This window comes from Streptomyces sp. NPDC059861 (assembly GCF_042731435.1).
Taxonomy (GTDB): domain Bacteria; phylum Actinomycetota; class Actinomycetes; order Streptomycetales; family Streptomycetaceae; genus Streptomyces.
This window is the reverse complement of sequence record NZ_JBHWJQ010000022.1, coordinates 101,089-124,757: the sequence shown is the minus strand read 5'-3', so window position 1 is coordinate 124,757 and position 23,669 is coordinate 101,089. Positions and strand designations below refer to the sequence as shown.

Annotated in this window: 19 protein-coding genes and 1 tRNA gene; 12 read left to right on the top strand and 8 right to left on the bottom strand. The window is 70.4% G+C overall.

The features are described 5' to 3' along the window. Positions 1-96: 96 nt before the first annotated feature. Positions 97-1,209 carry a LacI family DNA-binding transcriptional regulator gene (locus ACFV6X_RS20765; RefSeq protein WP_385385537.1) on the bottom strand — a complete coding sequence of 371 codons (1,113 nt, stop codon included), beginning with the start codon at positions 1,207-1,209 and terminating at the stop codon, positions 97-99. Positions 1,210-1,627: 418 nt separating this feature from the next. Here ACFV6X_RS20765 and hisC point away from each other — a divergent pair, with 418 nt between their 5' ends. After that, positions 1,628-2,707, top strand: coding sequence for a histidinol-phosphate transaminase (hisC, locus tag ACFV6X_RS20760; protein ID WP_385385535.1), 1,080 nt, complete (start codon positions 1,628-1,630; stop codon positions 2,705-2,707). A 116-nt stretch (positions 2,708-2,823) separates the two neighbouring features. On the opposite strand, the gene ACFV6X_RS20755 is transcribed toward hisC, so the two are convergent. After that, on the bottom strand, positions 2,824-3,213 hold the full coding sequence (locus ACFV6X_RS20755) for a cyclophilin-like fold protein (RefSeq protein WP_385385533.1): 390 nt from the start codon (positions 3,211-3,213) through the stop codon (positions 2,824-2,826). A gap of 202 nt (positions 3,214-3,415) precedes the next feature. On the opposite strand from ACFV6X_RS20755, the gene ACFV6X_RS20750 reads away from it, so the two are divergent. The 5 genes from ACFV6X_RS20750 (at position 3,416) to ACFV6X_RS20730 (ending at position 12,595) form a co-directional block, all read left to right on the top strand. Next, positions 3,416-4,921 carry a cytochrome ubiquinol oxidase subunit I gene (locus ACFV6X_RS20750; RefSeq protein ID WP_385385531.1) on the top strand — a complete coding sequence of 502 codons (1,506 nt, stop codon included), beginning with the start codon at positions 3,416-3,418 and terminating at the stop codon, positions 4,919-4,921. A gap of 20 nt (positions 4,922-4,941) precedes the next feature. Beyond that, the gene (gene cydB, locus ACFV6X_RS20745; protein WP_385385529.1) at positions 4,942-5,946 is read left to right on the top strand and encodes a cytochrome d ubiquinol oxidase subunit II; all 1,005 of its coding nucleotides are present in this window, start codon (positions 4,942-4,944) and stop codon (positions 5,944-5,946) included. Between the two features lie 51 nt (positions 5,947-5,997). Then, the gene (gene cydD, locus ACFV6X_RS20740; RefSeq protein WP_385385527.1) at positions 5,998-9,531 is read left to right on the top strand and encodes a thiol reductant ABC exporter subunit CydD; all 3,534 of its coding nucleotides are present in this window, start codon (positions 5,998-6,000) and stop codon (positions 9,529-9,531) included. A 115-nt stretch (positions 9,532-9,646) separates the two neighbouring features. Beyond that, entirely contained in the window at positions 9,647-11,332 is a 1,686-nt protein-coding gene (locus tag ACFV6X_RS20735; RefSeq protein ID WP_385385525.1) for a GAF domain-containing sensor histidine kinase, read from the top strand. A 204-nt stretch (positions 11,333-11,536) separates the two neighbouring features. Then, positions 11,537-12,595 (top strand): peptidoglycan DD-metalloendopeptidase family protein, encoded by a 1,059-nt coding sequence (locus ACFV6X_RS20730; protein WP_385385523.1) that lies wholly within the window; start codon positions 11,537-11,539, stop codon positions 12,593-12,595. A 12-nt stretch (positions 12,596-12,607) separates the two neighbouring features. Here ACFV6X_RS20730 and ACFV6X_RS20725 read toward each other — a convergent pair whose 3' ends face one another. The 6 genes from ACFV6X_RS20725 to ACFV6X_RS20700 form a co-directional block, all read right to left on the bottom strand. After that, on the bottom strand, positions 12,608-13,477 hold the full coding sequence (locus ACFV6X_RS20725) for a Cof-type HAD-IIB family hydrolase (protein ID WP_385385521.1): 870 nt from the start codon (positions 13,475-13,477) through the stop codon (positions 12,608-12,610). Positions 13,478-13,597: 120 nt separating this feature from the next. After that, positions 13,598-14,500: an LLM class flavin-dependent oxidoreductase gene (locus ACFV6X_RS20720; protein WP_385385519.1), complete on the bottom strand. Its 903-nt coding sequence runs from the start codon at positions 14,498-14,500 to the stop codon at positions 13,598-13,600. 71 nt (positions 14,501-14,571) lie between these two features. Beyond that, positions 14,572-15,129, bottom strand: a complete 558-nt coding sequence (locus ACFV6X_RS20715; RefSeq protein WP_385385517.1) for an RNA 2'-phosphotransferase — start codon at positions 15,127-15,129, stop codon at positions 14,572-14,574. Positions 15,130-15,252: 123 nt separating this feature from the next. Continuing rightward, positions 15,253-16,188, bottom strand: coding sequence for a MerR family transcriptional regulator (locus ACFV6X_RS20710; protein ID WP_385385515.1), 936 nt, complete (start codon positions 16,186-16,188; stop codon positions 15,253-15,255). A gap of 13 nt (positions 16,189-16,201) precedes the next feature. Then, positions 16,202-17,953: an SDR family oxidoreductase gene (locus ACFV6X_RS20705; RefSeq protein WP_385385546.1), complete on the bottom strand. Its 1,752-nt coding sequence runs from the start codon at positions 17,951-17,953 to the stop codon at positions 16,202-16,204. A gap of 2 nt (positions 17,954-17,955) precedes the next feature. Further along, entirely contained in the window at positions 17,956-18,798 is an 843-nt protein-coding gene (locus ACFV6X_RS20700; protein WP_385385513.1) for a M24 family metallopeptidase, read from the bottom strand. A gap of 248 nt (positions 18,799-19,046) precedes the next feature. Between ACFV6X_RS20700 and ACFV6X_RS20695 the strand changes: the two genes are divergently transcribed. From ACFV6X_RS20695 to ACFV6X_RS20670, 6 genes are all read left to right on the top strand, one after another. Beyond that, a complete protein-coding gene (locus ACFV6X_RS20695) occupies positions 19,047-20,048 on the top strand; it encodes an ABC transporter ATP-binding protein (RefSeq protein ID WP_385385544.1) in 1,002 nt (333 codons plus the stop codon). After that, a complete protein-coding gene (locus ACFV6X_RS20690; RefSeq protein ID WP_385385511.1) occupies positions 20,038-20,946 on the top strand; it encodes an ABC transporter permease in 909 nt (302 codons plus the stop codon). The genes ACFV6X_RS20695 and ACFV6X_RS20690 overlap by 11 nt, the downstream gene beginning before the upstream one ends. After that, positions 20,943-21,854 (top strand): ABC transporter ATP-binding protein, encoded by a 912-nt coding sequence (locus tag ACFV6X_RS20685; RefSeq protein ID WP_365451989.1) that lies wholly within the window; start codon positions 20,943-20,945, stop codon positions 21,852-21,854. The genes ACFV6X_RS20690 and ACFV6X_RS20685 overlap by 4 nt, the downstream gene beginning before the upstream one ends. Positions 21,855-21,865: 11 nt before the next feature. Next, complete coding sequence (locus ACFV6X_RS20680) at positions 21,866-22,585, top strand: ABC transporter permease subunit (protein WP_385385509.1); 720 nt, start codon at positions 21,866-21,868, stop codon at positions 22,583-22,585. A 98-nt stretch (positions 22,586-22,683) separates the two neighbouring features. After that, positions 22,684-22,980 carry a hypothetical protein gene (locus tag ACFV6X_RS20675; protein ID WP_385385507.1) on the top strand — a complete coding sequence of 99 codons (297 nt, stop codon included), beginning with the start codon at positions 22,684-22,686 and terminating at the stop codon, positions 22,978-22,980. A 270-nt stretch (positions 22,981-23,250) separates the two neighbouring features. After that, a tRNA-Ser gene (locus ACFV6X_RS20670) sits at positions 23,251-23,340 on the top strand. Positions 23,341-23,669 lie beyond the last annotated feature (329 nt).

The window sequence follows — 23,669 nt, the reverse complement described above, 5'->3', positions numbered from 1 at the left end:
GCAGTGGCTGCACACCTACAATCACCACCGCGGACACACCGCGCTGAAGGGCCAACCACCCGCCAGCCGCGTCCCCAACCTCACAGGGCAATACAGCTAGCCCTCGTCGGGCGTACGCGGCGGACTGACCGTGGTGCGCGGGGAGCGCCGTTGCGACGAGGTGCGCACGATCAGCTCCGTCGGTATCACCTGCTCGACCGGCTGGTCCGAATCGACGCCCTCGATGGCGTCGATGAGCAGCTGGACCACGGCCGTGCCGATCCGGCGCGGCTTCAGGGAGAGCGTGGTGATGGGCGGCTCGGTGTTGGCGTACACGGTGGACTCGCTGCAGCAGACCAGCAGCAGATCGTCCGGTACGCGCAGCCCGTAGCGGCGGGCGGCTGCGAGCAGGTCGGTGCCGTTCGGGTCGAACAGGCCGTAGACGGCGTCCGGCCGGTCGGGCCGGGCCAGCAGGCGGTCGGCGGCGACGGCCCCCGCACAGGGGTCGTGCGCCGGGTACGCCTCGTAGACCGGGGTCTGGCCGACACGCTCGCACCAGCGCAGGTACGCCGTGGTGGACAGGTGGGTGTAGGTGTCCGTCGTGGTCCCGGTCAGCAGGCCGATCCGACGGGCACCAGCCTCGGCGAGGTGGTCGAGGATGCCGAGCACCGCCGCCTCGTGGTCGTTGTCGACCCATGCGGTGACCGGCAGGGAACCTGCGGGGCGGCCGTCGGAGACGACCGGTAAACCCTGCCTGACCAGCTCGCTGACGACCGGGTCCTGGTCGGACGGGTCGATGACGACGGTGCCGTCGAGGGCTACGTTCGACCACACGTCGTGTCGCGAGGTCGCGGGCAGGATGACGAGTGCGTAGCCACGGGCGAGCGCGGCCGAGGTGGCGGCGCGGGCCATCTCGGCGAAGTACGCGAACTCCGTGAAGGTGAAAGGTTCATCCCCGTACGTCGTCACGGTCAGACCGATCAGGCCGGACTTGCCGGTACGGAGGGTCCGGGCCGCGGCCGAGGGGCGGTACCCCAGCCGGTCGGCGACCTCGCGGACATGGCGTCGGGTGGCGTCCGGGAGCCGCCCCTTGCCGTTGAGGGCGTCGGAGACGGTCGTGATGGAGACCCCGGCTGCGGCGGCCACGTCTCTGATGCCCGCCCGGCCTGGCCGACTTCCTCGACGAGAGGTTTCCGCGCGGCTCACCTGGTGCTTCCCTGCTGCTGTCATGGCGAGCCGATAGTAGGGCTCATGCAGTGGGGTAGGGCGGACGCATATGCACCCGTTGACAGGTACGTTTCTGCAAGGTCATATGGAGTGAAATACCTTAGAAATCAAGGGAGTTGAGGCCACTTATTGAAGTACGTGACTTGTCGGCGTGCACCCACCTGCCAAGACCCCGATGTTTCGAAGAGGTCTCAACTCACCTGACCGGGCGATGCGCGCCAGGGCGTGAGCCACCGGCGCGTAGATATATGTGCGGCGCGCCCCCTGATTCGTACGCCTTCATGCGGTGATGCCCCTGATGCCAGTGGGACTGATGTGGTCCGGCCCCACCCATACGCAGTCGCGCCGAATCCTCATAAGGTGAGAAGCATTGGAAGCCGGCGGCGGTCAGGGGCCGCCGGTGGTCGCGAGGAGGACTGCGGTGAGCGAGACGAGCCCGAAGCTGCGCGCCGAGTTGGAGGGGATTCCCACCTACAAGCCGGGCCGGCCGGCCGCGGCCGAAGGCCCGGTGGCGTACAAGCTGTCCTCCAACGAGAACCCGTATCCGCCGCTGCCGGGCGTGATGGAGAGCGTGACGGCTGCCGCCTCGTCCTTCAACCGCTACCCGGACATGTTCTGCACGGACCTGGTGAACGAGTTGGCCGACCGCTTCGGCGTCCCGGTGTCCCACCTGGCCACCGGCACCGGCTCGGTCGGCGTGGCCCAGCAGCTCGTGCAGGCCACCAGTGGGCCTGGCGACGAGGTGATCTACGCCTGGCGCTCCTTCGAGGCCTACCCGATCATCACGCAGATCAGCGGCGCCAAGTCCGTGCAGGTGCCGCTGACGTCAGGCGCCGTGCACGACCTGGACGCGATGGCGGACGCGATCACGGACCGGACCCGGCTGATCTTCGTCTGCAACCCCAACAATCCCACCGGCACGGTCGTACGGCGGGCCGAGCTGGAGCGGTTCCTGGACCGGGTGCCCAGTGATGTGCTGGTGGTGCTCGACGAGGCGTACCGCGAGTTCATCCGCGACCCCGAGGTGCCGGACGGCGTCGAGCTCTACCGGGAACGGCCGAACGTCTGTGTGCTGCGCACGTTCTCCAAGGCGTACGGATTGGCCGGACTTCGCGTCGGGTTCGCCATCGCCCATGAGCCGGTGGCCGCCGCGCTGCGCAAGACGGCGGTCCCGTTCGGGGTGAGCCGGCTCGCGCAGGAGGCGGCGATCGCCTCGCTGCGGGCCGAGGACGAGTTGCTCGGCCGGGTCGGGTCGTTGGTGTGTGAGCGCAACCGTGTGGCCGAAGGGCTGCGCGACCAGGGCTGGACGGTTCCGGAGACCCAGGCGAACTTCGTGTGGCTGCCGCTGGGTGAGCACACGGTCGCCTTCGCGGCGGCGTGCGAGCAGGCGGGCGTGATCGTGCGGCCGTTCCCTGGTGAGGGTGTGCGCGTGACGATCGGTGAGACCGAGGGCAACGACATCTTCCTGAAGGTGACGGAGGGGTTCGTCAAGAACCTCTGATCCTCGAGAACCTCTGGGAGAGGGGCTCGCTCTGAGGCAGGGGGAGGTGGCGACCGCGCCGGCACAGCCGAAGGGGCGGTCGCCCCGACGTTGAGCGGATCCCGCCCGTTCAGCGATCAGACGTCCACGCTCTCCACCCGTATCGGATCGCCGTGGTGGATCGTGGCGAGCACGCGGGGATCGCCGTCGATGTGGCCGAGGACATTGCACGGACTGGCCAGACGGCATTCGTCGCCCTGGAAGATGGGCGTGGGCCCGTAGCGGAGTGCCAGGGCGTCGCCGTCGGTCCAGAAAGCCACCGTGCCGGGCTCGACGACCTGACGGGCGTCCGTTTCACGTGAAACGGCGATGCCCGTGTCGAAGTAGACCTCCTCGCCCCAGGTGTGAGCTGTGGAGGTGAGCGGCAGTGCCTTGATGAGGGTCCGCGTGGTCGGAGTGTCATCGAGGGTCGCGGTTAGGTGGCCCGAGGGCCAGGAGATCCGGATCTGCGTCAGCTGCGTCTGCATGCCATCAATTCAACAATATGTTGAAGATGCCGCCAAGGGATTGCCGCGACGTAGGGGGACCCCCCTTCGGGTGTCGAGCATCTGTGCGTCATAATGGCTTGTGAATGTGAACGCGTTCACAAGCTCGCCCCGATTGCCTTGAATGTGTAGGGCGAAAGGGGCTGACTGCCCCAGTGTTCACGGCGATGTAAGGAGAGACGACGTGGATTTGGCTTTGGCGCCGGAAACCTTGGCGCGATGGCAGTTCGGCATCACCACCGTCTACCACTTCCTGTTTGTTCCCCTGACGATCTCGCTCGCCGCCCTCACGGCCGGCCTGCAGACCGCCTGGGTGCGCACCGAGAAGGAGAAGTACCTCAGGGCGACCAAGTTCTGGGGCAAGCTCTTCCTGATCAACATCGCCATGGGTGTCGTCACCGGCATCGTCCAGGAGTTCCAGTTCGGCATGAACTGGTCCGACTACTCGCGCTTCGTCGGTGACGTCTTCGGGGCGCCCCTCGCCTTCGAGGCCCTGATCGCCTTCTTCTTCGAGTCCACCTTCATCGGGCTGTGGATCTTCGGCTGGGACAAGCTGCCGAAGAGGATCCACCTGGCCTGCATCTGGATGGTCTCGATCGGCACGCTGCTGTCGGCGTACTTCATCCTCGCGGCGAACTCGTGGATGCAGCACCCGGTCGGCTACCGGATCAACGAGGAGAAGGGCCGAGCGGAGCTGACCGACTTCTGGGTCGTGCTGACCCAGAACACCACGCTCAACCAGGTCTTCCACAGCTTCTCGGCGGCCTTCCTGACGGGTGGCGCCTTCATGGTGGGCATCGCCGCCTTCCACCTGCTGCGCAAGAAGCACATCCCGGTGATGCGGACGTCCCTCCGGCTCGGCCTGGTAACCGTGGCGGTCGGCGGCCTGCTCACCGCGGTCAGCGGAGACACCCTCGGCAAGGTCATGTACGAGCAGCAGCCGATGAAGATGGCCGCCGCCGAGGCACTGTGGGACGGCGAGGAGCCGGCGCCCTTCTCCGTGTTCGCGTACGGGGACGTCGACAAGGGCCACAACAAGGTCGCCCTGGAGATACCCGGTTTGCTCTCCTTCCTGGCCCACAGCGACTTCGAGTCGTACGTGCCGGGCATCAACGACACCAACAAGGCCCTCCAGGAGAAGTACGGCCCCGGTGACTACAAGCCCATAGTCCCCGTCGCCTATTGGGGCTTCCGCTGGATGATCGGCTTCGGTATGGCGTCGTTCTCCATCGGACTGCTGGGGCTGTGGCTCACGCGAAAGAAGTTCCTGCTGCCGGCCGCATCGCGGACCGGGGAGGACGAGGTGCCGCATCTGGTGCTGCTGAGGAAGCCGGTGCGGCCACGGCTCACCCGCCTGTACTGGCTGGTGGCGGTCTGGACGATGGCCTTCCCGCTGATCGCCAACGCCTGGGGCTGGATCTTCACCGAGATGGGCCGCCAGCCGTGGGTCGTCTACGGCCTGTTCCAGACCCGCGACGCAGTCTCCCCCGGCGTCTCCCAGGGCGAGGTCCTCACCTCGATGATCGTCTTCACGACGCTCTACGCCGTCCTCGCCGTGATCGAGGTCAAGCTGCTCGTGAAGTACGTCAAGGCCGGTCCGCCCGACCTCACGGAGGCCGACCTGAATCCGCCTACGAAGATCGGCGGCGACCTCCGTGACGCCGACAAGCCGATGGCCTTCTCCTACTAGGCCGAGGGAGCTGCACAGTCATGGAACTGCACGACGTCTGGTTCGTCCTGATCGCCGTCCTGTGGACCGGCTACTTCTTCCTGGAGGGTTTCGACTTCGGGGTCGGCGTCCTCACCAAGCTGCTGGCCCGGAACCGGCCCGAGAAGCGGGTGCTGATCAACACGATCGGCCCGGTGTGGGACGGCAACGAGGTGTGGCTGCTGTCGGCCGGTGGTGCCACGTTCGCCGCCTTCCCCGAGTGGTACGCGACACTCTTCTCGGGTTTCTACCTGCCGCTGCTGCTCATCCTGGTCTGCCTGATCATCCGCGGTGTCGCCTTCGAGTACCGGGCCAAGCGGCCCGAGGAGAACTGGCAGCGCAACTGGGAGCACGCGATCTTCTGGTGCTCGCTGATCCCCGCGTTCCTGTGGGGTGTGGCCTTCGGCAACATCGTCGGGGGCGTGAAGATCGATCAGGACTTCGAGTACGTCGGCAGCCTCGGGGACCTGCTCAACCCCTACGCGTTGCTCGGCGGCCTGGTGACGCTGACCCTGTTCACCTTCCACGGGGCGGTGTTCACGGCCCTGAAGACGGTCGGCGACATCCGGGAACGGGCCCGCAAGCTGGCCTCTCGGGTCGGTCTGGTGACCGCCGCGCTGGCGCTGCTCTTCCTGCTCTGGACACAGATCGAGAGCGGGAACGGCAAGAGCCTGGTCGCCCTGGTGGTGGCGGTGGCCGTACTCGTCGTCGCCCTGGTGGCGAACCAGGCCGGGCGCGAGGGCTGGTCGTTCGCCCTCTCCGGCGTCACCATCGTCGCCGCCGTCGCGATGCTCTTCCTGTCGCTCTTCCCGAACGTCATGCCGTCCTCGCTCAATGAGGACTGGAGCCTGACGGTCACCAACGCCTCGTCGAGCCCGTACACCCTGAAGATCATGACTTGGTGCGCGGGGATCGCCACACCGATCGTCCTGCTCTACCAGTCGTGGACGTACTGGGTGTTCCGTAAGCGGATCGGCACGCAGCACATTGCCGAACCCGCACACTGAGTCCGGCTGGGGTGTGTTTCACGTGAAACACACCCCATGGGCCTGAAGGGCATGTTTCACGTGAAACCCATCGATCCGCGTCTCCTGCGCTACGCCCGCGCCACCCGGCTCTTCCTCGTGGCGGTCGTCGGTCTGGGTGCCGTCGGCGCCTCGCTCGTCATTGCTCAGGCCATGCTCATCGCCGAGACGGTCGTCGGCGCGTTCCAGCACGGCATGTCCGTCACCGAACTCCGCACTCCCTTGGCCCTGTTGGTGGCCGTCACCTGCGGCCGCGCGCTGATCTCCTGGCTCACCGAACTCGCCGCGCACCGGGCCGGCGCGGCGGTGAAGTCGGAGCTCCGGGGACGGCTGCTGGAGCGTGCCGCACAGCTGGGCCCCGGCTGGCTGAGCGGGCAGCGCACCGGATCCCTGGTGGCCCTCGCCACACGCGGGGTGGATGCTCTCGACGACTACTTCTCGCGCTATCTGCCGCAGCTGGGGCTCGCGGTGGTCGTGCCCGTGGCCGTGCTGGCGCGGATCGTCACCGAGGACTGGGTCTCCGCCGCCATCATCGTCGGCACCCTGCCGTTGATCCCGGTCTTCATGGTGCTGATCGGTTGGGCCACCCAGTCCCGGATGGACCGTCAGTGGCGGCTGCTCTCCCGGCTGTCCGGGCACTTCCTGGACGTCGTCGTGGGACTGCCGACTCTCAAGGTGTTCGGCCGGTCCAAGGCACAGGCCGAGTCGATCAAGCGGATCACCGATGAATACCGGCAGGCCACGATGCGGACGCTGCGCATCGCGTTCCTGTCGTCGTTCGCGCTGGAACTGCTCGCCACGATCTCGGTCGCGCTGGTCGCCGTGACGATCGGCATGCGCCTCGTGCACGGCGAGATGGACCTCTACATCGGTCTGGTCATCCTGATTCTCGCCCCGGAGGCGTATCTGCCGCTGCGGCAGGTGGGCGCGCAGTACCACGCGGCGGCCGAGGGGCTCGCCGCGGCCGAGGAGATCTTCGCTGTCCTGGAGACGCCCGTACCGGCGTCGGGGACACGGACCCCGCCGGCGGGTGCGCTGTCCTTCGAGGGAGTGACCGTCCGGTACCCGGGCCGGGCCACGGACGCCCTGTCCGACGTGACCTTCGCCGTCGCGCCCGGGGAGACGGTCGCACTGGTCGGGCCGAGCGGTGCGGGCAAGTCGACCTTGCTGAACGCGTTGCTGGGGTTCGTGCGTCCGGCCGAGGGGAAGGTGCGGATCGGGGGAGTGGATCTCGCCGAGGTCGATCTGGAGCAGTGGCGGTCGCGGATCGCCTGGGTGCCGCAGCGGCCGCACCTGTTCGCCGGGACGATCACCGAGAACGTACGGCTGGCCCGCCCCGACGCGGACGACACGGCCGTAGCCCGGGCGCTGGGCGACGCGGGGGCGCTCGCGTTCGTGGAGGCCCTCCCGCAGGGCGCCGGCACCGTGATCGGTGAGGACGGGGCGGGCCTGTCCGCCGGCCAGCGGCAGCGGCTCGCGCTCGCCCGGGCCTTCCTCGCGGACCGGCCCGTGCTGCTGCTCGACGAGCCGACGGCCGCCCTGGACGGGGAGACCGAGGCCGAAGTCGTGGAGGCGGTGGGGCGCTTGGCGGCTGGGCGGACCGTGCTGCTGGTCGTGCACAGGCCGGCGCTGCTGCGTGTGGCGGACCGGGTGGTACGGCTGGACGAGGCGGAGCGGGCGACGCGGCTCGGCGAGGCCCTCTCCTCCGCCGAGCCGGCCACCGGCCGGACGTTGGAAGCCAAGATCCCGGCCGTGACACACCCGACCCCCGAAAGCCTTCGGGAGACACACCAGACCGCTTCCGCGACGGGCAGCGGCGGTGACGACCTCGCCCGCGTCCGTGCCCTGTCCGGTGCCCGGCGTGGGCGGCTCGGCCTTGCCCTGCTGCTCGGAAGCCTCGCCCTCGGCAGTGCCGTCGGGCTCATGGCCACCTCCGGGTGGCTGATCTCCCGGGCGTCGCAACAGCCGCCCGTGCTGTATCTGATGGTGGCGGTGACCGCCACACGCGCGTTCGGAATCGGGCGGGCCGTGTTCCGGTACGCCGAGCGGCTCGTGTCGCACGACGCGGTGCTGCGGATGCTGGCCGACACCAGGGTGGCCGTCTACCGACGGCTGGAGCGGCTGGCGCCCGCCGGGCTGCGCCGGACCCGCCGGGGTGACCTGCTGTCGCGGCTCGTCGCCGACGTGGACGCCCTGCAGGACTACTGGCTCAGGTGGCTGCTGCCCGTCGGCGCCGCGGTCGCCGTCTCCACGGCCGCCGCCGGCTTCACCGGCTGGCTGCTGCCGGAGGCCGGGGCGGTGCTCGCCCTCGGACTGCTCGCGGCCGGGGCCGGCGTCCCGCTGGTCACCGCCACCGTGGCGCGGCGCGCGGAACGCAGGCTGGCCCCAGCCCGAGGCGTGCTGGCGACGCGCGTGGCCGACCTGCTCACCGGCACCGCCGAACTGAGCGTCGCCGGTGCCCTGCCCGCGCGTACCGCCGAGACCCGGCAGGCCGACGCCGCGCTCACCCGGATCGCCTCGCGGGCCGCCACCGCCACCGCGATCGGCGACGGACTCACCGCGCTGATCTCCGGCCTGACCGTCACTGCCGCCGCCCTTGTGGGCGCCCAGGCGGTGGCCGACGGCCGACTGAACGGCGTGGCCATGGCAGCCGTCGTACTCACCCCGCTGGCCGCCTTCGAGGCCGTGCTCGGGATGCCGCTCGCGGCGCAGTTCCGGCAGCGGGTGCGCAAAAGCGCCGAGCGGGTCCACGAGGTGCTGGACGCCCCCGAGCCCGTACGCGAACCCGAGCGGCCGCGGCAGGCGCCCGCGTCGCCGTTCCCGGTCGCCCTCAAGGGACTGGCGGCCCGGCACGCCGGGCAGGACCGGGACGCCCTCGCCGGGTTCGACCTGACGCTCGACAGGGGGCGCCGGATCGCCGTGGTCGGCGCGTCCGGGTCCGGCAAGACGACGCTCGCGCAGGTGCTGCTGCGCTTCCTGGACGCGGACGCCGGCACCTACACGCTGGGCGGTGTGGACGCGTACGCCCTGGCCGGTGACGACGTACGGCGACTGGTCGGGCTGTGTGCGCAGGACGCGCACCTCTTCGACAGCTCGGTGCGCGAGAACCTGCTGCTCGCCCGCCGGGACGCGACCGAGGACGAGCTGCGGGACGCGCTCCGGCGGGCGCGGTTGCTCGACTGGGCCGAGAGCCTGCCCGACGGACTCGACACGCTCGTCGGGGAGCACGGGGCACGGCTGTCCGGCGGTCAGCGGCAGCGGCTGGCGCTGGCTCGGGCACTGCTGGCGGACTTCCCCGTCCTCGTCCTCGACGAGCCCGCCGAGCACCTCGACCTGCCGACGGCCGACGCGCTCACCGCGGATCTGCTGGCCGCCACCGAGGGCCGTACGACCCTGCTCATCACCCACCGGCTGGCCCGGCTGGAGGCCGTGGACGAGGTGATCGTGCTGTCCGAGGGGCGCGTGGTGCAGCGCGGGCCGTACGCGGAGCTGACCAGGGTGGAGGGGCCGTTGCGTGCCATGGCGGAGCGGGAGTCGGAGGCGGACCTGCTGGTGGGGGTGGCGTAGCCGTCCGGCGCGGCGATCGCGTTCGAGTACCGGGGCCTCCCGTACGAGGGGTTCCCGCCTCGGCATTTCCGTGCCAGGTGTTTCCATGACAAATGGGGATCAATAGGATCAGGTTATGACCGCTGCGTCGTCGCCCGCCTCCGAACCGCCTTCCCAGGAGCTGCCCGCCGAGTCGGCGGAACGGGTCCAGCGGTTGCTGGAGGCGATGCGGTCCGTCGGGAGCGGGCTGGAGCTGCACTCGACGCTGGACCGGATCTGCGAGACGGCGGCGTCGCTCGCCGACGCGCGGTACGCGGCGATCGGTGTGATCGCCAAGGACGGAAGGGGCCTCGCCGACTTCGTGTTCCACGGTGTGGACGCGGCGACCGCCCGGCAGATCGGGCGGCTGCCCGACGGGCATCGGAGCCTGCTCGGGGCGCTCATCCAGGACCCGGAGCCGGTCCGGCTCGCGAACCTCACCGAGGACCCGCGCTCCTGCGGCTTCCCGGACCACCACCCTCCGATGCGCGGCTTCCTCGGCGTTCCCCTCCGCGTCCGGGGCGAGAGTTTCGGGAATCTCTACCTGGCCGAGAAGCGCGGCGACGAGCCGTTCAGCGACTACGACCTGGCCATCGTGCAGGTGCTGGCCACCGAGGCGGGCATCGCCATCGGCAACGCCCGGCTGTACGAGGCCGCTCAGCAGGGCGAGAGCTGGATCGACGGGTCGGTCGCCGTCACCACCGCCCTGCTCTCCGGGGGTGACACGGACGACGCCCTCCAGGTCGTGGCGGAACAGGCCCGACGACTGTCCGGTTCGGCGGTCGGGCTGGTGCTGTTGCCGACCGGCGAGGGCGGTCTGGAGATCGCCGCCGTCGCCTCGGACCGCCCGTCGCGGGCCCTGGGCGCCGTCATTCCGGCGGTCAGCCCGGTCGTCGCCGAACTTCTCGCCGGGCAGGCCGTGTTCCTGGCGGACGCCGCCACCGACAGCCGCATGGCCGCCGTACCCGTCCGTGACTTCGGGCCGACGATGCTGCTGCCTCTGCGGAGCGACGGTCGCGTTCTCGGCGCCCTCGTCTTGCCGCGTGCCCGCGGGGAGCTGGCGTTCGGCGAGACCGAGCGCACGCTCGCCGTCCAGTTCGCCTCGCAGGCCGCGCTCGCCCTGAAGATGGCAGAGGCGCAGCGCGACCGGGAGCGGCTCGCGGTGTACGAGGACCGCGACCGTATCGCCCGCGACCTGCACGACATCGTCGTCCAGCGGCTGTTCGCCACCGCGATGCTGCTGGAGAGCGCGCAGGACGAGTCCGCCGTGCCCGAGGTCCGCGACAGGGTCGGCAGTACCGTCGGCGAACTCGACGTCACCATCCAGGAGATCCGCAGCAGCGTCTTCGCCCTTCGGCGGGACCCCGCCGGCACCCCGTCGGGGCTGCGTACACGGGTGCTGCGCGAGATCGACGCGGCAGCCGTGCCCCTCGGCTTCAGGCCCTCGTACCGCTTCGTGGGCCCGGTCGACACCGCCGTGGACGACGTCACGGAGGAGAACCTCGTCGCGGCCCTGCGCGAGGCCCTCTCCAACGTCCTCCGGCACGCCGGCGCCTCCCGGGTCGACGTCGTCGTCGACGCGAACGCGAGCCTGCCGGACGGCCGCCGGGGTGTACGCCTGACCGTCGCGGACGACGGCGCCGGCATCCCCGAAGGCGGGCGGCGCAGCGGCCTGAGGAACCTTGAGCGGCGTGCGGAATCGCTCGGCGGCGCCAGTTGGTACGGGCCGGGCAGTGGCGAGGGCGGGGGCGGCGCGACGGTGGTGTGGCAGACGCCGCTCTGAACGAGGGCACAGCGGTGGCGGGCAGCCGGGGTCTGATCCAGGGCCACGGCGGGGGTGCCGACGCCGCATCGCCCGACACACAGTCAGACCTCGGGCCGCTTCCCCCTGTTCGGCCGTACCGCTGCTCCATCCGGGCCGCGTCGGTCCCCCATGCGTACGACTCCGACAGGGCCTTGGGCGCCCGCGCGGGCCAGGATCGCTGGCATGCGCTCATCCCGCCGCCCCCGCTGGCTCGTTCCGGCACTGCTGTGCGCGCTCGCCGTGTTCGCGGCCCGGCCCACCGAGACGCCGGGGAGGAGCCCGGCCCGGGGTGGCGCCGATCCCGGCGTCAGTGCCGAGGTGGCGCGGCTGTACGAGGACGCGGCATCGGCGACGCGGCAGTACGAGGAGGGGCGGCGCGTGGCCAAGGCCCAGCGGAAGCGCGCGGGTGAGCTGGAGGGACTCCTCGACCGCGAACGGCGCCAGCTCGCCGTGCTGCACGAGGACCTGGGGCGCCTCGCGCGTGCCCAGTACCGCAGTGGCGGGGACGTCCCGCTCAGCGCGCGGGTGCTTCTCGGGGATGATCCGGACGCGCTGATGCGCGGTCAGCAGGCGCGCAAGCAGGCGGACACCGCGCTCAACAAGGCGATCAGCAAGAGCCGTGGCGCCGAGGCCCGGCTCGGGGCGGACGAGGCCAGGGCCGCGGCGGAGTGGAAGGCGCTGGAGAAGCGGAACGCCGAGCTCGTGGAGCTGAAGAGCGGCATCGAGCGCAAACTCGAAGAGGCCCGCCGGAGGTTGCAGACACAGGCCGACACATCGGCCGCCGCGGGCACCTGCCGGCGTGCGGCCCGGCTCGACCAGCCGGACCGGTCCTTCACGCGAGCGTGGGTGGCGCCGGTGGAGAAGTACTGGTTGTCCGCGCGGTTCGGCAGCGGCGGCTCCCGCTGGGCGAACCGGCACACCGGGCAGGACTTCGCGGTGCCGATCGGCACGCCCGTGCGGTCGGTGGGCGGCGGCCGGGTCGTCGATGTGTCCTGCGGCGGTGCCTTCGGCATCCAGATCGTGGTCGCGCACCCTGGCGGCTACTACAGCCAGTACGCCCACCTGGCTTCGGTCGCCGTCGACCAGGGGGACACGGTGGTGCCGGGGCAGTGGATCGGCCAGTCCGGCACGACGGGCAACTCGACCGGTCCCCACCTGCACTTCGAGGTCCGGGTCACCCCGGAACTGGGCTCGGGGGTGGACCCGGTGCCGTGGCTGGCGGCACGAGGGGTCCACCTCTGATCGCGCGGACGGTCAGGCCCGCTCCGCCAGCATCCGTTCGATCACGACCGCCACGCCGTCGTCGTTGTTGGCGACCGTCCGGCCCGAAGCCGCGGCGATGACGTCCGGGTGGGCGTTGCCCATGGCGTACGACTGTCCGGCCCAGGTGAGCATCTCGACGTCGTTGGGCATGTCACCGAAAGCGACGACCTCCTCGTGGGAGATACCGCGCTCGGCGCAGCACAGGGCGAGCGTGCTGGCCTTGGAGACGCCGGGGCCGCTGATCTCCAGCAGGGCGCTGGGACTGGACCGGGTGACGTTGGCGCGCTCCCCGATGGCGAGACGGGCCAGGGTGAGGAAGGCGTCCGGGTCGATCTTGGGGTGATAGGCGAGGATCTTCAGCACGGGCTCGCCCGCCCCGGGCGCGTCCGGCGCCAGCAGCCGCTCGGCCGGCGCGAGGGTGTCGGGGGCCTCCATGTGCAGCTTGGGATAGTCCGGCTCCTGGTAGAAGCCGTACGTCTGCTCGACCGCGTACACCGTGCCGGGGGCCGCGTCGCGCAGAAGCCGTACGGCGTCCAGCGCGTTCTCGCGGGCCAGCTCCCGCACCTTCACGAACCGGTGGGTGCCCGGGCCGCCGTGCAGGTCGACCACGGCGGCGCCGTTGCCGCAGATCGCGAGGCCGTGACCGTGGACGTGGTCACTGACGACGTCCATCCAGCGGGCCGGGCGGCCGGTGACGAAGAAGACCTCGATGCCCGCCTCCTCGGCCGCCGCGAGGGCGGCGATCGTGCGCGGGGACACCGACTTGTCGTCCCGGAGCAGCGTGCCGTCGAGGTCGGTGGCGATCAGCCGTGGTGGAACCGCGGCTGCCGGGGTCTCGGGCTGTCGAGTCGCTGAGGTCACCCGGCCATTCTCGCGCACGTGCCTGCACGGGGGTGCGGGAGCCCGCGCAGCTGAGTGCATGCAACTCCCACCTGCACCGTTGCCCCGCGACGGCTCAGGCTCACGGGGAAGTCGCCCGGCTCAGCCCAGCTGCGCCAGGGCCTCCATCGCGATCTGCTCGAAGATCTTGTCGTCCGCGGCGAAGTCCGAGTCCGGGATGGGCCAGTGGATCACGATGTCGGTGAAGCCGAGCTCCTGGTGCCGCCCCGCGAAGTCCACGAACGCGTCGAGGGAGCTCAGCGGCAGGTTGCGGTCGGGGGTGAACCCGGTGAGCAGGACCTTGTCCATGCCGGAGCTGCCGCGTCCGATCTCGGCGCAGGCGTCGGCGAGCTTCTCGGTCTGCCGGCGAAGGGCCTGAACCGACTGCGCGGGCGTGCCGTCCTCGTAGAGCTTCGGGTCACCGGTGGTCACCCAGGCCTGGCCGTGGCGCGCGGCGAGCTTCAGACCGCGAGGGCCGGTCGCGGCCACCGCGAACGGCAGCCGGGGGCGCTGCACACAGCCGGGGATGTTGCGTGCCTCGTGCGCCGCGTAGTAGTCGCCGGTGTACGACACCGCGTCCTCGGTCAGCAGCCGGTCCAGCAGCGGCAGGAACTCGCCGAACCGGTCGGCACGCTCCTTCGGGGCCCAGGCCTCCTGCCCCAGCGCGGTGGCGTCGAAGCCGGTGCCGCCGGCTCCTATGCCGAGCGTGATCCGGCCGCCGGAGATGTCGTCGAGGGAGATCAGTTCCTTGGCGAGGGTCACCGGGTGCCGGAAGTTCGGCGAGGTGACCAGGGTGCCCAGCCGCAGGCGGTCGGTGACGGCCGCGGCTGCGGTCAGTGTCGGCACGGCACCGAACCACGGGCCGTCCCGGAAGCTGCGCCAGGACAGGTGGTCGTAGGTGTACGCGGTGTGGAAGCCGAGCTGCTCAGCGCGCTGCCAGGCCGCACGGCCGCCCTCGTGCCAACGGCGGTACGGGAGGATCACAGTGCTCAGACGCAGACTCATGGATCCGAGCCTAAGCGGCCTCCACTGTTTCACGTGAAACTGTCACCGTACGTGGCTGCTCAGCCACGGCGTCAGCGAGCCTGGGGCCATGCAGGAAAGCGCAGGTACTGCGGTGGGACGGTCTGGGTCAGCCACACGCCGTTCGCGCTGACCTGGAACACATGGCCGTCGCGGTGCATCGCGCCCGCGTCCACCGCCAGCACCACGGGCCGGCCGCGGCGGGCGCCGACGCGGGTCGCGGTCTCGCGGTCGGCGGAGAGGTGCACGTCGTGGCGTCCCATGGGGCTGAGCCCTTCGGCGCGGATCGCGTCCAGACTGCCGGCCACGGTGCCGTGGTACAGGTACGCCGGTGGGGTCGCCGGGGGCAGCCCGAGGTCGACCTCGACGCTGTGGCCCTGGCTGGCCCGTATCCGCGTGCCGTCGACGGCGAAGCGCTTCTTGTCGTTCGCCGCGACCACATGGTCCAGCTCTTCGCGGGTGAACCGGAAGCCGTGCGCGGTCGCCGCCGCGATCAACGTCTCGATCTCGATCCAGCCGCCCTCGTCGAGCGTGAGCCCGATCCGCTCGGGTTGGTGGCGCAGGTGCTTCGAGAGGTACTTCGAGACCTTCACGGTGCGTCTTTCGTCCATGCCCCCAGGGTGCCGGGCGAGACGTGGATCACGCACTTGATTTTGCTCCACAGGGTTGATCCACAACTAACTGTAGTTATCCACAGGGCAATTGGCGGAGCTGTGGACAAGTGCCCAGGTGTTTCAGGTGTTTTGATCAATATTTGAGTGTTTTGTACCTTTTGAGGCCAGCTGGTCCAAGGCTCGCGCCCGCACCTCCCGTTCGGCGGCGAGAGCGACAAACGTACCGGCCTGCTCGGCGCCGACCAGCGCCTCCACGGCGCGCATCGTGTCGGCCGGTATCGGCACCAGCCGTGTCTCGTCCCCTGTCCCCTCGCTCGCGCTGCCACCGAGATGCCGGAGCAGATGCCGGGACGACAACACGCGCATCGCACGCGCCAGTTCCGCGTCCACCGTGTGCCGGGCGAGCGGGCGCAGCCGTCGTACGAGAGACGCCGCTTCCGCCGCGTCCGTGTCCGTCGGAGGGTGCGCTCCGTCGAGGTAGCGGGCGAAGACATGCTCGGTGGTGAACTTTAGGAAGCGGGAGGCGATGTGCTCCACCTGCGCCCTCAACTCCCGCAGGTGAGCGGAGATCGCCGACAGCGGCACCCCCGCCGCGTGCAATTCCACCGCCACGGCGAGCTCTTGAGGGCTCGGGACGACGAACACCTCCGCGTCGCCCGGCACCGGCTCCAGCACCCCCAGCTCGACGGCCTGAGCGATCGCCGCGTCGTCGGGGGTGCCGCCGAAGCGCTCGGTCAGTTCGCCACGGGTGATCCGGGCGGGCTCCTCGTCGGTCCACGGACCGTCCACCTCGGCCACGAGTCCCAGGACCCCGCCGAGACCGCGGCCGGTGTCGTGGGCCTCCAGCAGTTCCTTGATCGAGGCCAGGGTGTAGCCCCGGTCGAGGAGGTCGGCGATCTGGCGGAGGCGGTGGACGTGCGTGTCCGTGTAGGCGTTGGCACGGCCACGGCGTTCCGGCCGGGGGAGGACGCCGCGGTCCTGGTAGGCCCGGATGGTGCGGACGGTGGTGCCGGTGAGGTGGGCGAGGTCCTCGATGCGGTACGTTCTTGCGCTCATGTGAGTGCCCCGCTCACCACCGCGGTTCCACCCGGGCGATCCTGCGCAGCGCCCCCGGCATGAACCGCGAGATCAGGTGCGCGCCTCGCGCCTCGGGAGTCACCGGCACCACCGCCTCGTTGCGCACGACCGCCCGCAGGATCGCCGCGGCGACCTTCTCCGGCGGATAGTTCCGCATCCCGTACCACCGCGCGGTCCGCTTCTGGCGCCGCTTCTCCTCCGCCGGGTCCACGCCCGCGAAGCGCGCCGTCGACGTGATGTCGGTGTTGACGAAGCCGGGGCATATCGCCGTGACACCGATGCCCCGCCCGGCGAGTTCGGCGCGCAGGCACTCGCTCAACATCAGCACGGCGGCCTTGGAGGTGCTGTACGCGGGCAGCACCCGGGAGGGCTGGTACGCCGCCGCCGACGCGGTGTTGACGATGTGGCCGCCCTGCCCGCGCTCGGCCATCTGCCGGCCGAAGATCCGGCAACCGTGGATCACGCCCCACAGGTTGACGTCGAGGACCTTGCGCCAGTCCTCGGGGGTGGTGTCCAGGAAGGCTCCTGACAGTCCGATCCCGGCGTTGTTCACCAGCACGTCCACGACGCCGTACTCCGTCGCGACCTTCTCCGCGAGCTTCTCCATCGCCTGCTCGTCGGAGACGTCGACGGTCTCGGCCCAGGCCTGCGGCGCACCGATCAGACGGGACATCTCGGCGGTCCTGGCCGCCCCCTCCGCGTCCCGGTCGACGGCGACCACCCGGGCGCCGGCCTCCGCGAACGCGAACGCCGTGGCCCTGCCGATGCCGCTGCCCGCGCCCGTGACCAGCACGAGCTGCCCGCCGAAACGGTCCGCGTACCGGCCCGTCGCCTCGATCACCGGCCTGCCTCCTTCGTTGGCGATCACGAATTCCTCGATCCAGGCGGCCAGCTGGTCCGGACGGCTGCGCGGGATCCAGTGCCTGGCGGGCAGCGTCCGCCGCGTCAGCTGCGGAGCCCACCTCTCCAGCTCGTCGTAGAGCCGCTCGGACAGAAACGCGTCGCCCAGGGGTGTGATGAGCTGCACGGGCGCGTGCGCGTAGGCGTCCGGACGGGGGCTGCGAAGCCGACGCCGTACGTTGTCCCGGTACAGCCAGGCCCCGTGCGCCGCGTCCGTGGGCAGCGACGACGTCGGATAGGTGTCGCCCGGGACCCTCTCCATGAGCTCCAGGATGCGCGGCAAGTGCTTGCCGAGGGGGCCGCGCCAGGCCAGCTCGGGCAGGACGGGCGTGTGCAGCAGGTACACGTACCAGGACTTGGCGCCCTGGCCGACGAGCTGGCCGAGCCGGCGCGGGGTGGGGCGCCTGACCCGCTGCCTGACCCAGTGTCCGAAGTGGTCCAGGGACGGTCCGGACATCGAGGTGAACGACGCGATGCGGCCCTCGGTGCGCCGGACGGTGACGAACTCCCAGGACTGCACCGAGCCCCAGTCGTGCCCCACCACATGCACCGGGCGGTCCGGGCTCACCGCGTCCACGACGGCCAGGAAGTCGTCCGTCAGCTTCCCCAGCGTGAACCCGCCGCGCAGCGGCCGCGGTGCCGTCGACCGGCCGTGGCCCCGGACGTCGTACAACACGACGTGGAAGCGGTGCGCGAGGCGGTTCGCGACCTCGGACCACACCTCCTTGGTGTCCGGATAGCCGTGCACGAGGACGACCGTCGGCTGCTGCGGATCGCCCAGCTCGGCCACGCACAGCTCGATCCCGCCCGTGCGCACCCGGCGCTCCCGCGCGCCTGCGAGCATCGTCACTTCTCCTCCGCCCAGCGCCGCACGTGCGGCAGATCGTCGTCCAGCCAGTAGGCGCTCTCCTCGAGGTCCCTGGAGTCGGTGACGACGAGGATCTCCTCGAACTTCGCGCCCGTGCCCCGGAACCCGAGGTGGGGTTCGACCGCCCACAGGCCCGGCCGCGGCGGGTGGTCCGAGAAGCGGTACGGCGACCAGAGCGGGGACCAGCCCTCGCGGTGGCCGTGCAGCACGTCGCCGACGAGCCCCTTCAGGGACTGCGTGCCGAACCCGAACAGGCGCGGGGACCAGCGGCGCTCCCGCACCCGGTCCACCTTGTGGGCGATCACTCCGAAGGGGTACGCGCGATGCCGGTTGGCGTAGCCCTGTCGGACCATGAGGCGGTCCACGTCCTCGTAGATCTCCCGCAGCGGGCGCCGCTCGCGCACCTCGCGAAGGATCAGTTCGCGGTGCGCCTCCAGATCGGCCATCAGCTTGTTCTGCACGGGGTTGATGCCGAGCGAGCCGGAGTAGCCGATGTCCGCCGTGTGCCCCTCGAACACCGGAGCCATGTCCAGGATGAACGGCATCCCCGGCTCGAGGCGCCTGTTGGTGGGGAAGAACTGCAGCGGGACGCGGAAGCCGGCGAACGCCGTGCGGTCGCCGAACCAGGCGAACGGCAGGTGGAACCAGTCCCGTACGCCCCGCGCGCGCAGCCACTCCCGCTGCATCCGCGCCGCCTCACGCTCGGTCACGCCCGGCTTCAGCTGGGCGGCCACGGCCTCCGCGCACTCGTAGGCGAGGCGCTGCACTCGCCGGAACCCGCCCAGCTCCGCCGAGCGTTCACTGGTCACTGCCGTCGCCATGGCACCCCGTCCCACCGGTCGCGGTACGTGCTCGTAACTTGACATCGGTGAATGTGACAGTTGTTGGAGGCTGCGTCAATAGGCCTGCGCCGGGCTGTGGACAACAGCACGGATGTGGACAACTCATGACGTGCGGTTCGACCTTCAGGGTGACCCTCAGGGTCCCGTAATACTCGAGAGTGACGTGAAGACGGCTCTGGGGTCTGACGACTTGCGTGGCTCTCATCACTACCGTCGTAGACGTGACTGTGATCGCGACCGAAAGCCTGAGCAAGCGGTTCCCCCGGGTGACCGCGCTTGACCGGCTCTCCGTGGACGTCGGGCCCGGTGTGACCGGACTCGTCGGAGCCAATGGAGCCGGCAAGTCCACACTGATCAAGATCCTGCTGGGTCTGTCCCCCGCCACCGAGGGCCGCGCCGAAGTGCTCGGACTCGATGTCGCCACCAAGGGCGCCGCCATCCGTGAGCGCGTGGGGTACATGCCGGAGCACGACTGTCTGCCGCCCGACGTCTCGGCCACCGAGTTCGTCGTCCACATGGCGCGCATGTCCGGCCTGCCGCCCACCGCCGCGCGCGAGCGCACCGCGGACACGCTGCGTCACGTCGGCCTGTACGAGGAGCGCTACCGCCCCATCGGCGGCTACTCGACAGGCATGAAGCAGCGCGTCAAGCTGGCGCAGGCCCTGGTCCACGATCCGCAACTGGTCTTCCTGGACGAGCCGACGAACGGCCTCGACCCGGTCGGCCGCGACGAGATGCTCGGCCTGATCCGCCGGATCTACACCGACTTCGGCATCTCCGTGCTGGTCACCTCGCATCTGCTGGGCGAGCTCGAGCGCACCTGCGACCACGTGGTCGTGGTCGACGGCGGCAAGCTCCTGCGCTCCAGCTCCACCACGGACTTCACGCAGACCACGACGACCCTCGCCATCGAGGTCACCGACACCGACGAGCACCCGGACGGCACCCGCGCGGTGCGCGACGCGCTCCACGCGCGCGGCGTGACCGTCGCCGCCGGCAGCGGACTCCCCGGCGCCGGCCATGTCCTGCTGCTCACCGCGCAGGGCGAGGAGACCTACGACCTGGTCCGGGACACGGTCGCCGACCTCGGTCTGGGCCTGGTGCGCATGGAGCAGCGCCGGCACCACATCTCCGAGGTCTTCACGACCGGCACGGACACCGGCACCGACACCGAGACCGGTACCGACACCGACGAGCAGCGGAAGGAGGCGGTCCGCCATGGCGGTTGAGCAGCCCGTACCCACGGCGCCGGGTGACCAGACCCGCATCCACAACATCGGCTACCGCACGTACGACGGCCCCCGCCTCGGCCGCTCCTACGCGACGCGCTCCCTCTACTCGCAGTCCCTGCGCGGCTCCTACGGCCTCGGTCGCTCGGTGAAGTCCAAGGTGCTGCCGATGCTGCTGTTCGTGGTGATGTGCGTGCCCGCGGCCATCATGGTCGCCGTCGCGGTCGCCACCAAGTCCAACGACCTGCCCGTGGACTACACGCGCTACGCGATCATCATGCAGGCCGTGATCAGCCTGTACATCGCCTCACAGGCACCCCAGTCCGTCTCGCGCGACCTGCGCTTCAAGACCGTGCCGCTGTACTTCTCGCGGCCCATCGAGACCGCGGACTACGTGCGCGCCAAGTACGCGGCGCTGGCCTCGGCGCTGTTCATCCTCACCGCGGCCCCGCTGCTCGTCCTCTACGTGGGCGCGCTGCTGGCCAAGCTCGACTTCGCCGACCAGACCAAGGGATTCGCACAGGGACTCGTCTCCGTGGCACTGCTCTCACTGCTCTTCGCCGGCATCGGCCTGGTCATCGCCTCGGTCACGCCGCGACGCGGCTTCGGCATCGCGGCCGTGATCGCCGTGCTGACCATCTCCTACGGCGCGGTGTCCACCCTGCAGGCCATCGCGGACGCGCAGGGTACCTCGGGCTCCATCGCCTGGATCGGCCTCTTCTCGCCCGTCACCCTCATCGACGGAGTCCAGTCCGCCTTCCTCGGCGCGGAATCGGCGTTCCCCGGCGGGGTCGGCCCGACGAACGGCGAGGGCGTCGTCTACGTCGTCGTCGCCCTCGGCCTGATCGCCGCGAGCTACGGCCTCCTCATCCGCCGCTACAAGAAGGTGGGACTGTGACCACGCTCTCCATCGACCACGTCTCCCGCTGGTTCGGCAACGTGGTCGCCGTCAACGACATCACCATGACGATCGGCCCCGGCGTCACCGGCCTGCTCGGCCCCAACGGCGCCGGAAAGTCCACCCTGATCAACATGATGGGCGGCTTCCTGGCCCCCTCGACCGGCACCGTCACGCTCGACGGTCAGCAGGTGTGGCGCAACGAGCAGATCTACAAGCAGATCGGCATCGTCCCCGAGCGCGAGGCGATGTACGACTTCCTCACCGGCCGCGAGTTCGTCGTCGCCAACGCCGAGCTGCACGGCCTGGGCGCCAAGGCGGCCCAGAAGGCCCTCGCGACGGTCGAGATGGAGTACGCGCAGGACCGCAAGATCGCCACGTACTCCAAGGGCATGCGCCAGCGCGTGAAGATGGCGTCAGCCCTGGTCCACGAGCCGTCGCTGTTGCTGCTGGACGAGCCCTTCAACGGCATGGACCCGCGCCAGCGCATGCAGCTGATGGATCTGCTGCGGCGGATGGGCGACGAGGGCCGCACGGTGCTGTTCTCCTCCCACATCCTCGAAGAGGTCGAGCAACTCGCCTGGCACATCGAGGTCGTGGTCGCCGGACGGCACGCGGCCAGCGGTGACTTCCGCAAGATCCGCCGTCTGATGACCGACCGGCCGCACCGCTACCTGGTGCGTTCCAGCGACGACCGCGCCCTCGCGGCCGCGCTGATCGCCGACCCGTCGACGTCCGGCATCGAAGTGGACCTCACCGAGGGCGCGTTGCGTATCCAGGCAGTCGACTTCCCTCGCTTCACCGCCCTGCTGCCGCGGGTGGCCCGGGACCATGGCATCCGTCTGCTGACGGTCTCGCCGTCCGACGAGTCCCTCGAATCCGTGTTCTCGTATCTGGTCACGGCGTAGGAGGCCGAAGAATGTACGACCCCACAGTCGCCCGGCTCACTTACCGGGCCCTGCTCGGCCGGCGCCGCGCCCTCATCCTCGGTGCTCTGCCCCTGCTGCTGATCGCCATCTCCGTGGTCGTGCGCGCCCTCGCCGGCGCCGACGACCAGACCGCCGCCGACCTTCTGGGCGGACTCGCGCTGGCCACGATGGTGCCGATCATCGGCGTCATCGCGGGCACGGGAGCGATCGGCCCGGAGATCGACGACGGCTCGGTGGTGTATCTGCTGTCCAAGCCCGTGAAGCGGCCGACGATCATCTTCACCAAGCTGATCGTGGCCATCGGGGTGACGATGGTGTTCTCAGCGGTGCCCACGCTGATCGCCGGCTTCATCCTGAACGGCAACAGCCAGCAGGTCGCCGTCGCCTACACGGTGGCCGCGCTGGTCGCCTCCATCGCCTACGCCGCGCTCTTCCTGCTGCTGGGCACGGTGTCCCGGCACGCGGTGGTGTTCGGCCTGGTCTACGCACTGGTCTGGGAGGCCCTTTTCGGCTCCCTGGTGGCCGGCGCGCGCACGCTCAGCGTCCAGCAGTGGTCGCTGGCCGTGGCCCACAAGGTGGGCAACGGCGAACTGGTGACCTCGGACGTCGGGCTGACGACGGCGACGGTGCTGCTTGTCGTGGTCACCGTGCTCGCCACCTGGTACGCCGGGCAGAAGCTGCGATCGCTGACGCTGGCCGGCGAGGAGTGACATGACCCCGGACGGTGAGGCCCTCGGTTCTTGACGGGGGCCTCACCCCGTTCCGGGCACACTGGGCTGACCTGGACGCACGGCTGGGAGGTACGGGCATGACGCAGGAGACGCCCCAGCACGAGGATCGCGGGCGGTCGGGCGACGACATGAGCGACGCGGCCATGAACAAACCGGCTGTGAACGCCGGGGATGTGAGCGACGGATGGGACGACCTCGTCCTGGACGAGGACTTCGTCCGGGCCGCGGGCACCTCCGAGCCCTCGGCCCGCGCCCGCATGCTGGCCGAGCGCTGGCGCCGCGACGAGCCCGAGCCGCAGCCGTGGCGCTCGGACGAACCGCCTGCCGGGTGGTTCTTCAGCAAGGCCCGTCGGCGCTGGTGGCGCCGCCGGTAGCGGGGCCCGGCCGCCTCTTTAATCAGTGGCGGCCAACTCCGTGTACGGGCAGAGTGGTTGTGTCCCCGAGGCCGGGTCGAACCGGCGCCATGTACTGGGAGAGGAGCCGGACGATGTCCATGCACGACAGTACGTCCAGCTCCCGTCAGGGCAGCCTGCGGCGGGCTCCGGAGTAGTCGCCACCACTCCGCCGAGCTCGCCCCGCACGGGGAGCTGCCCGGGGCGGCCGCTTCGAGCACGCGACGTCGCTCTCGCGTGGGCCGCCCACCCGGAGGATTGGCCGAGTGGCAAGGCACCGGCTTGCTAAGCCGTGGTCGGGCGTAAAAGCCCGCGCACGTTCGATCCGTGCATCCTCCGCCACGCCGAACCGGCACCCGGCTGGACCGACGCCGAGCAGCCCCGGCGCCGGGCTGGGCCCACGCCGACCGTCACGGCTCCGAGTTGACCGGGCGCCGGGCTAGGCCCATGCCCAACGCCACCAAGCCGATCCGGCACCCAGCTCGACCCACGCCAACGGGCGCCAGCCGATCCGGCACCGGGCTCGGCAAACACCAACCGGCACCGGCCCCCAGCGCGACCGACACTGAGCCAGGTCCCAAGCCGATGCGGTCTCCGGACTAAGGCCGATCCGGTCTTCGGACTCAAGCCGATCCGGTCTCCGGACTCAAGCCGAACCGGTCTCCGGACTC

Excerpts from the sequence above, each read along its gene's own strand:
- ACFV6X_RS20675 (WP_385385507.1), top strand. The coding sequence starts at position 22,684 with ATGACGCAGGAGACGCCCCAGCACGAGGATCGCGGGCGGTCGGGCGAC.
- ACFV6X_RS20730 (WP_385385523.1), top strand. The coding sequence starts at position 11,537 with ATGCGCTCATCCCGCCGCCCCCGCTGGCTCGTTCCGGCACTGCTGTGC.
- ACFV6X_RS20755 (WP_385385533.1), bottom strand. The coding sequence starts at position 3,213 with ATGCAGACGCAGCTGACGCAGATCCGGATCTCCTGGCCCTCGGGCCAC.
- cydB (WP_385385529.1), top strand. The coding sequence starts at position 4,942 with ATGGAACTGCACGACGTCTGGTTCGTCCTGATCGCCGTCCTGTGGACC.
- ACFV6X_RS20720 (WP_385385519.1), bottom strand. The coding sequence starts at position 14,500 with ATGAGTCTGCGTCTGAGCACTGTGATCCTCCCGTACCGCCGTTGGCAC.
- ACFV6X_RS20680 (WP_385385509.1), top strand. The coding sequence starts at position 21,866 with ATGTACGACCCCACAGTCGCCCGGCTCACTTACCGGGCCCTGCTCGGC.
- ACFV6X_RS20700 (WP_385385513.1), bottom strand. The coding sequence starts at position 18,798 with ATGGCGACGGCAGTGACCAGTGAACGCTCGGCGGAGCTGGGCGGGTTC.
- ACFV6X_RS20705 (WP_385385546.1), bottom strand. The coding sequence starts at position 17,953 with ATGCTCGCAGGCGCGCGGGAGCGCCGGGTGCGCACGGGCGGGATCGAG.
- ACFV6X_RS20765 (WP_385385537.1), bottom strand. The coding sequence starts at position 1,209 with ATGACAGCAGCAGGGAAGCACCAGGTGAGCCGCGCGGAAACCTCTCGT.
- ACFV6X_RS20710 (WP_385385515.1), bottom strand. The coding sequence starts at position 16,188 with ATGAGCGCAAGAACGTACCGCATCGAGGACCTCGCCCACCTCACCGGC.
- ACFV6X_RS20690 (WP_385385511.1), top strand. The coding sequence starts at position 20,038 with ATGGCGGTTGAGCAGCCCGTACCCACGGCGCCGGGTGACCAGACCCGC.
- ACFV6X_RS20735 (WP_385385525.1), top strand. The coding sequence starts at position 9,647 with ATGACCGCTGCGTCGTCGCCCGCCTCCGAACCGCCTTCCCAGGAGCTG.
- ACFV6X_RS20715 (WP_385385517.1), bottom strand. The coding sequence starts at position 15,129 with ATGGACGAAAGACGCACCGTGAAGGTCTCGAAGTACCTCTCGAAGCAC.
- cydD (WP_385385527.1), top strand. The coding sequence starts at position 5,998 with ATGTTTCACGTGAAACCCATCGATCCGCGTCTCCTGCGCTACGCCCGC.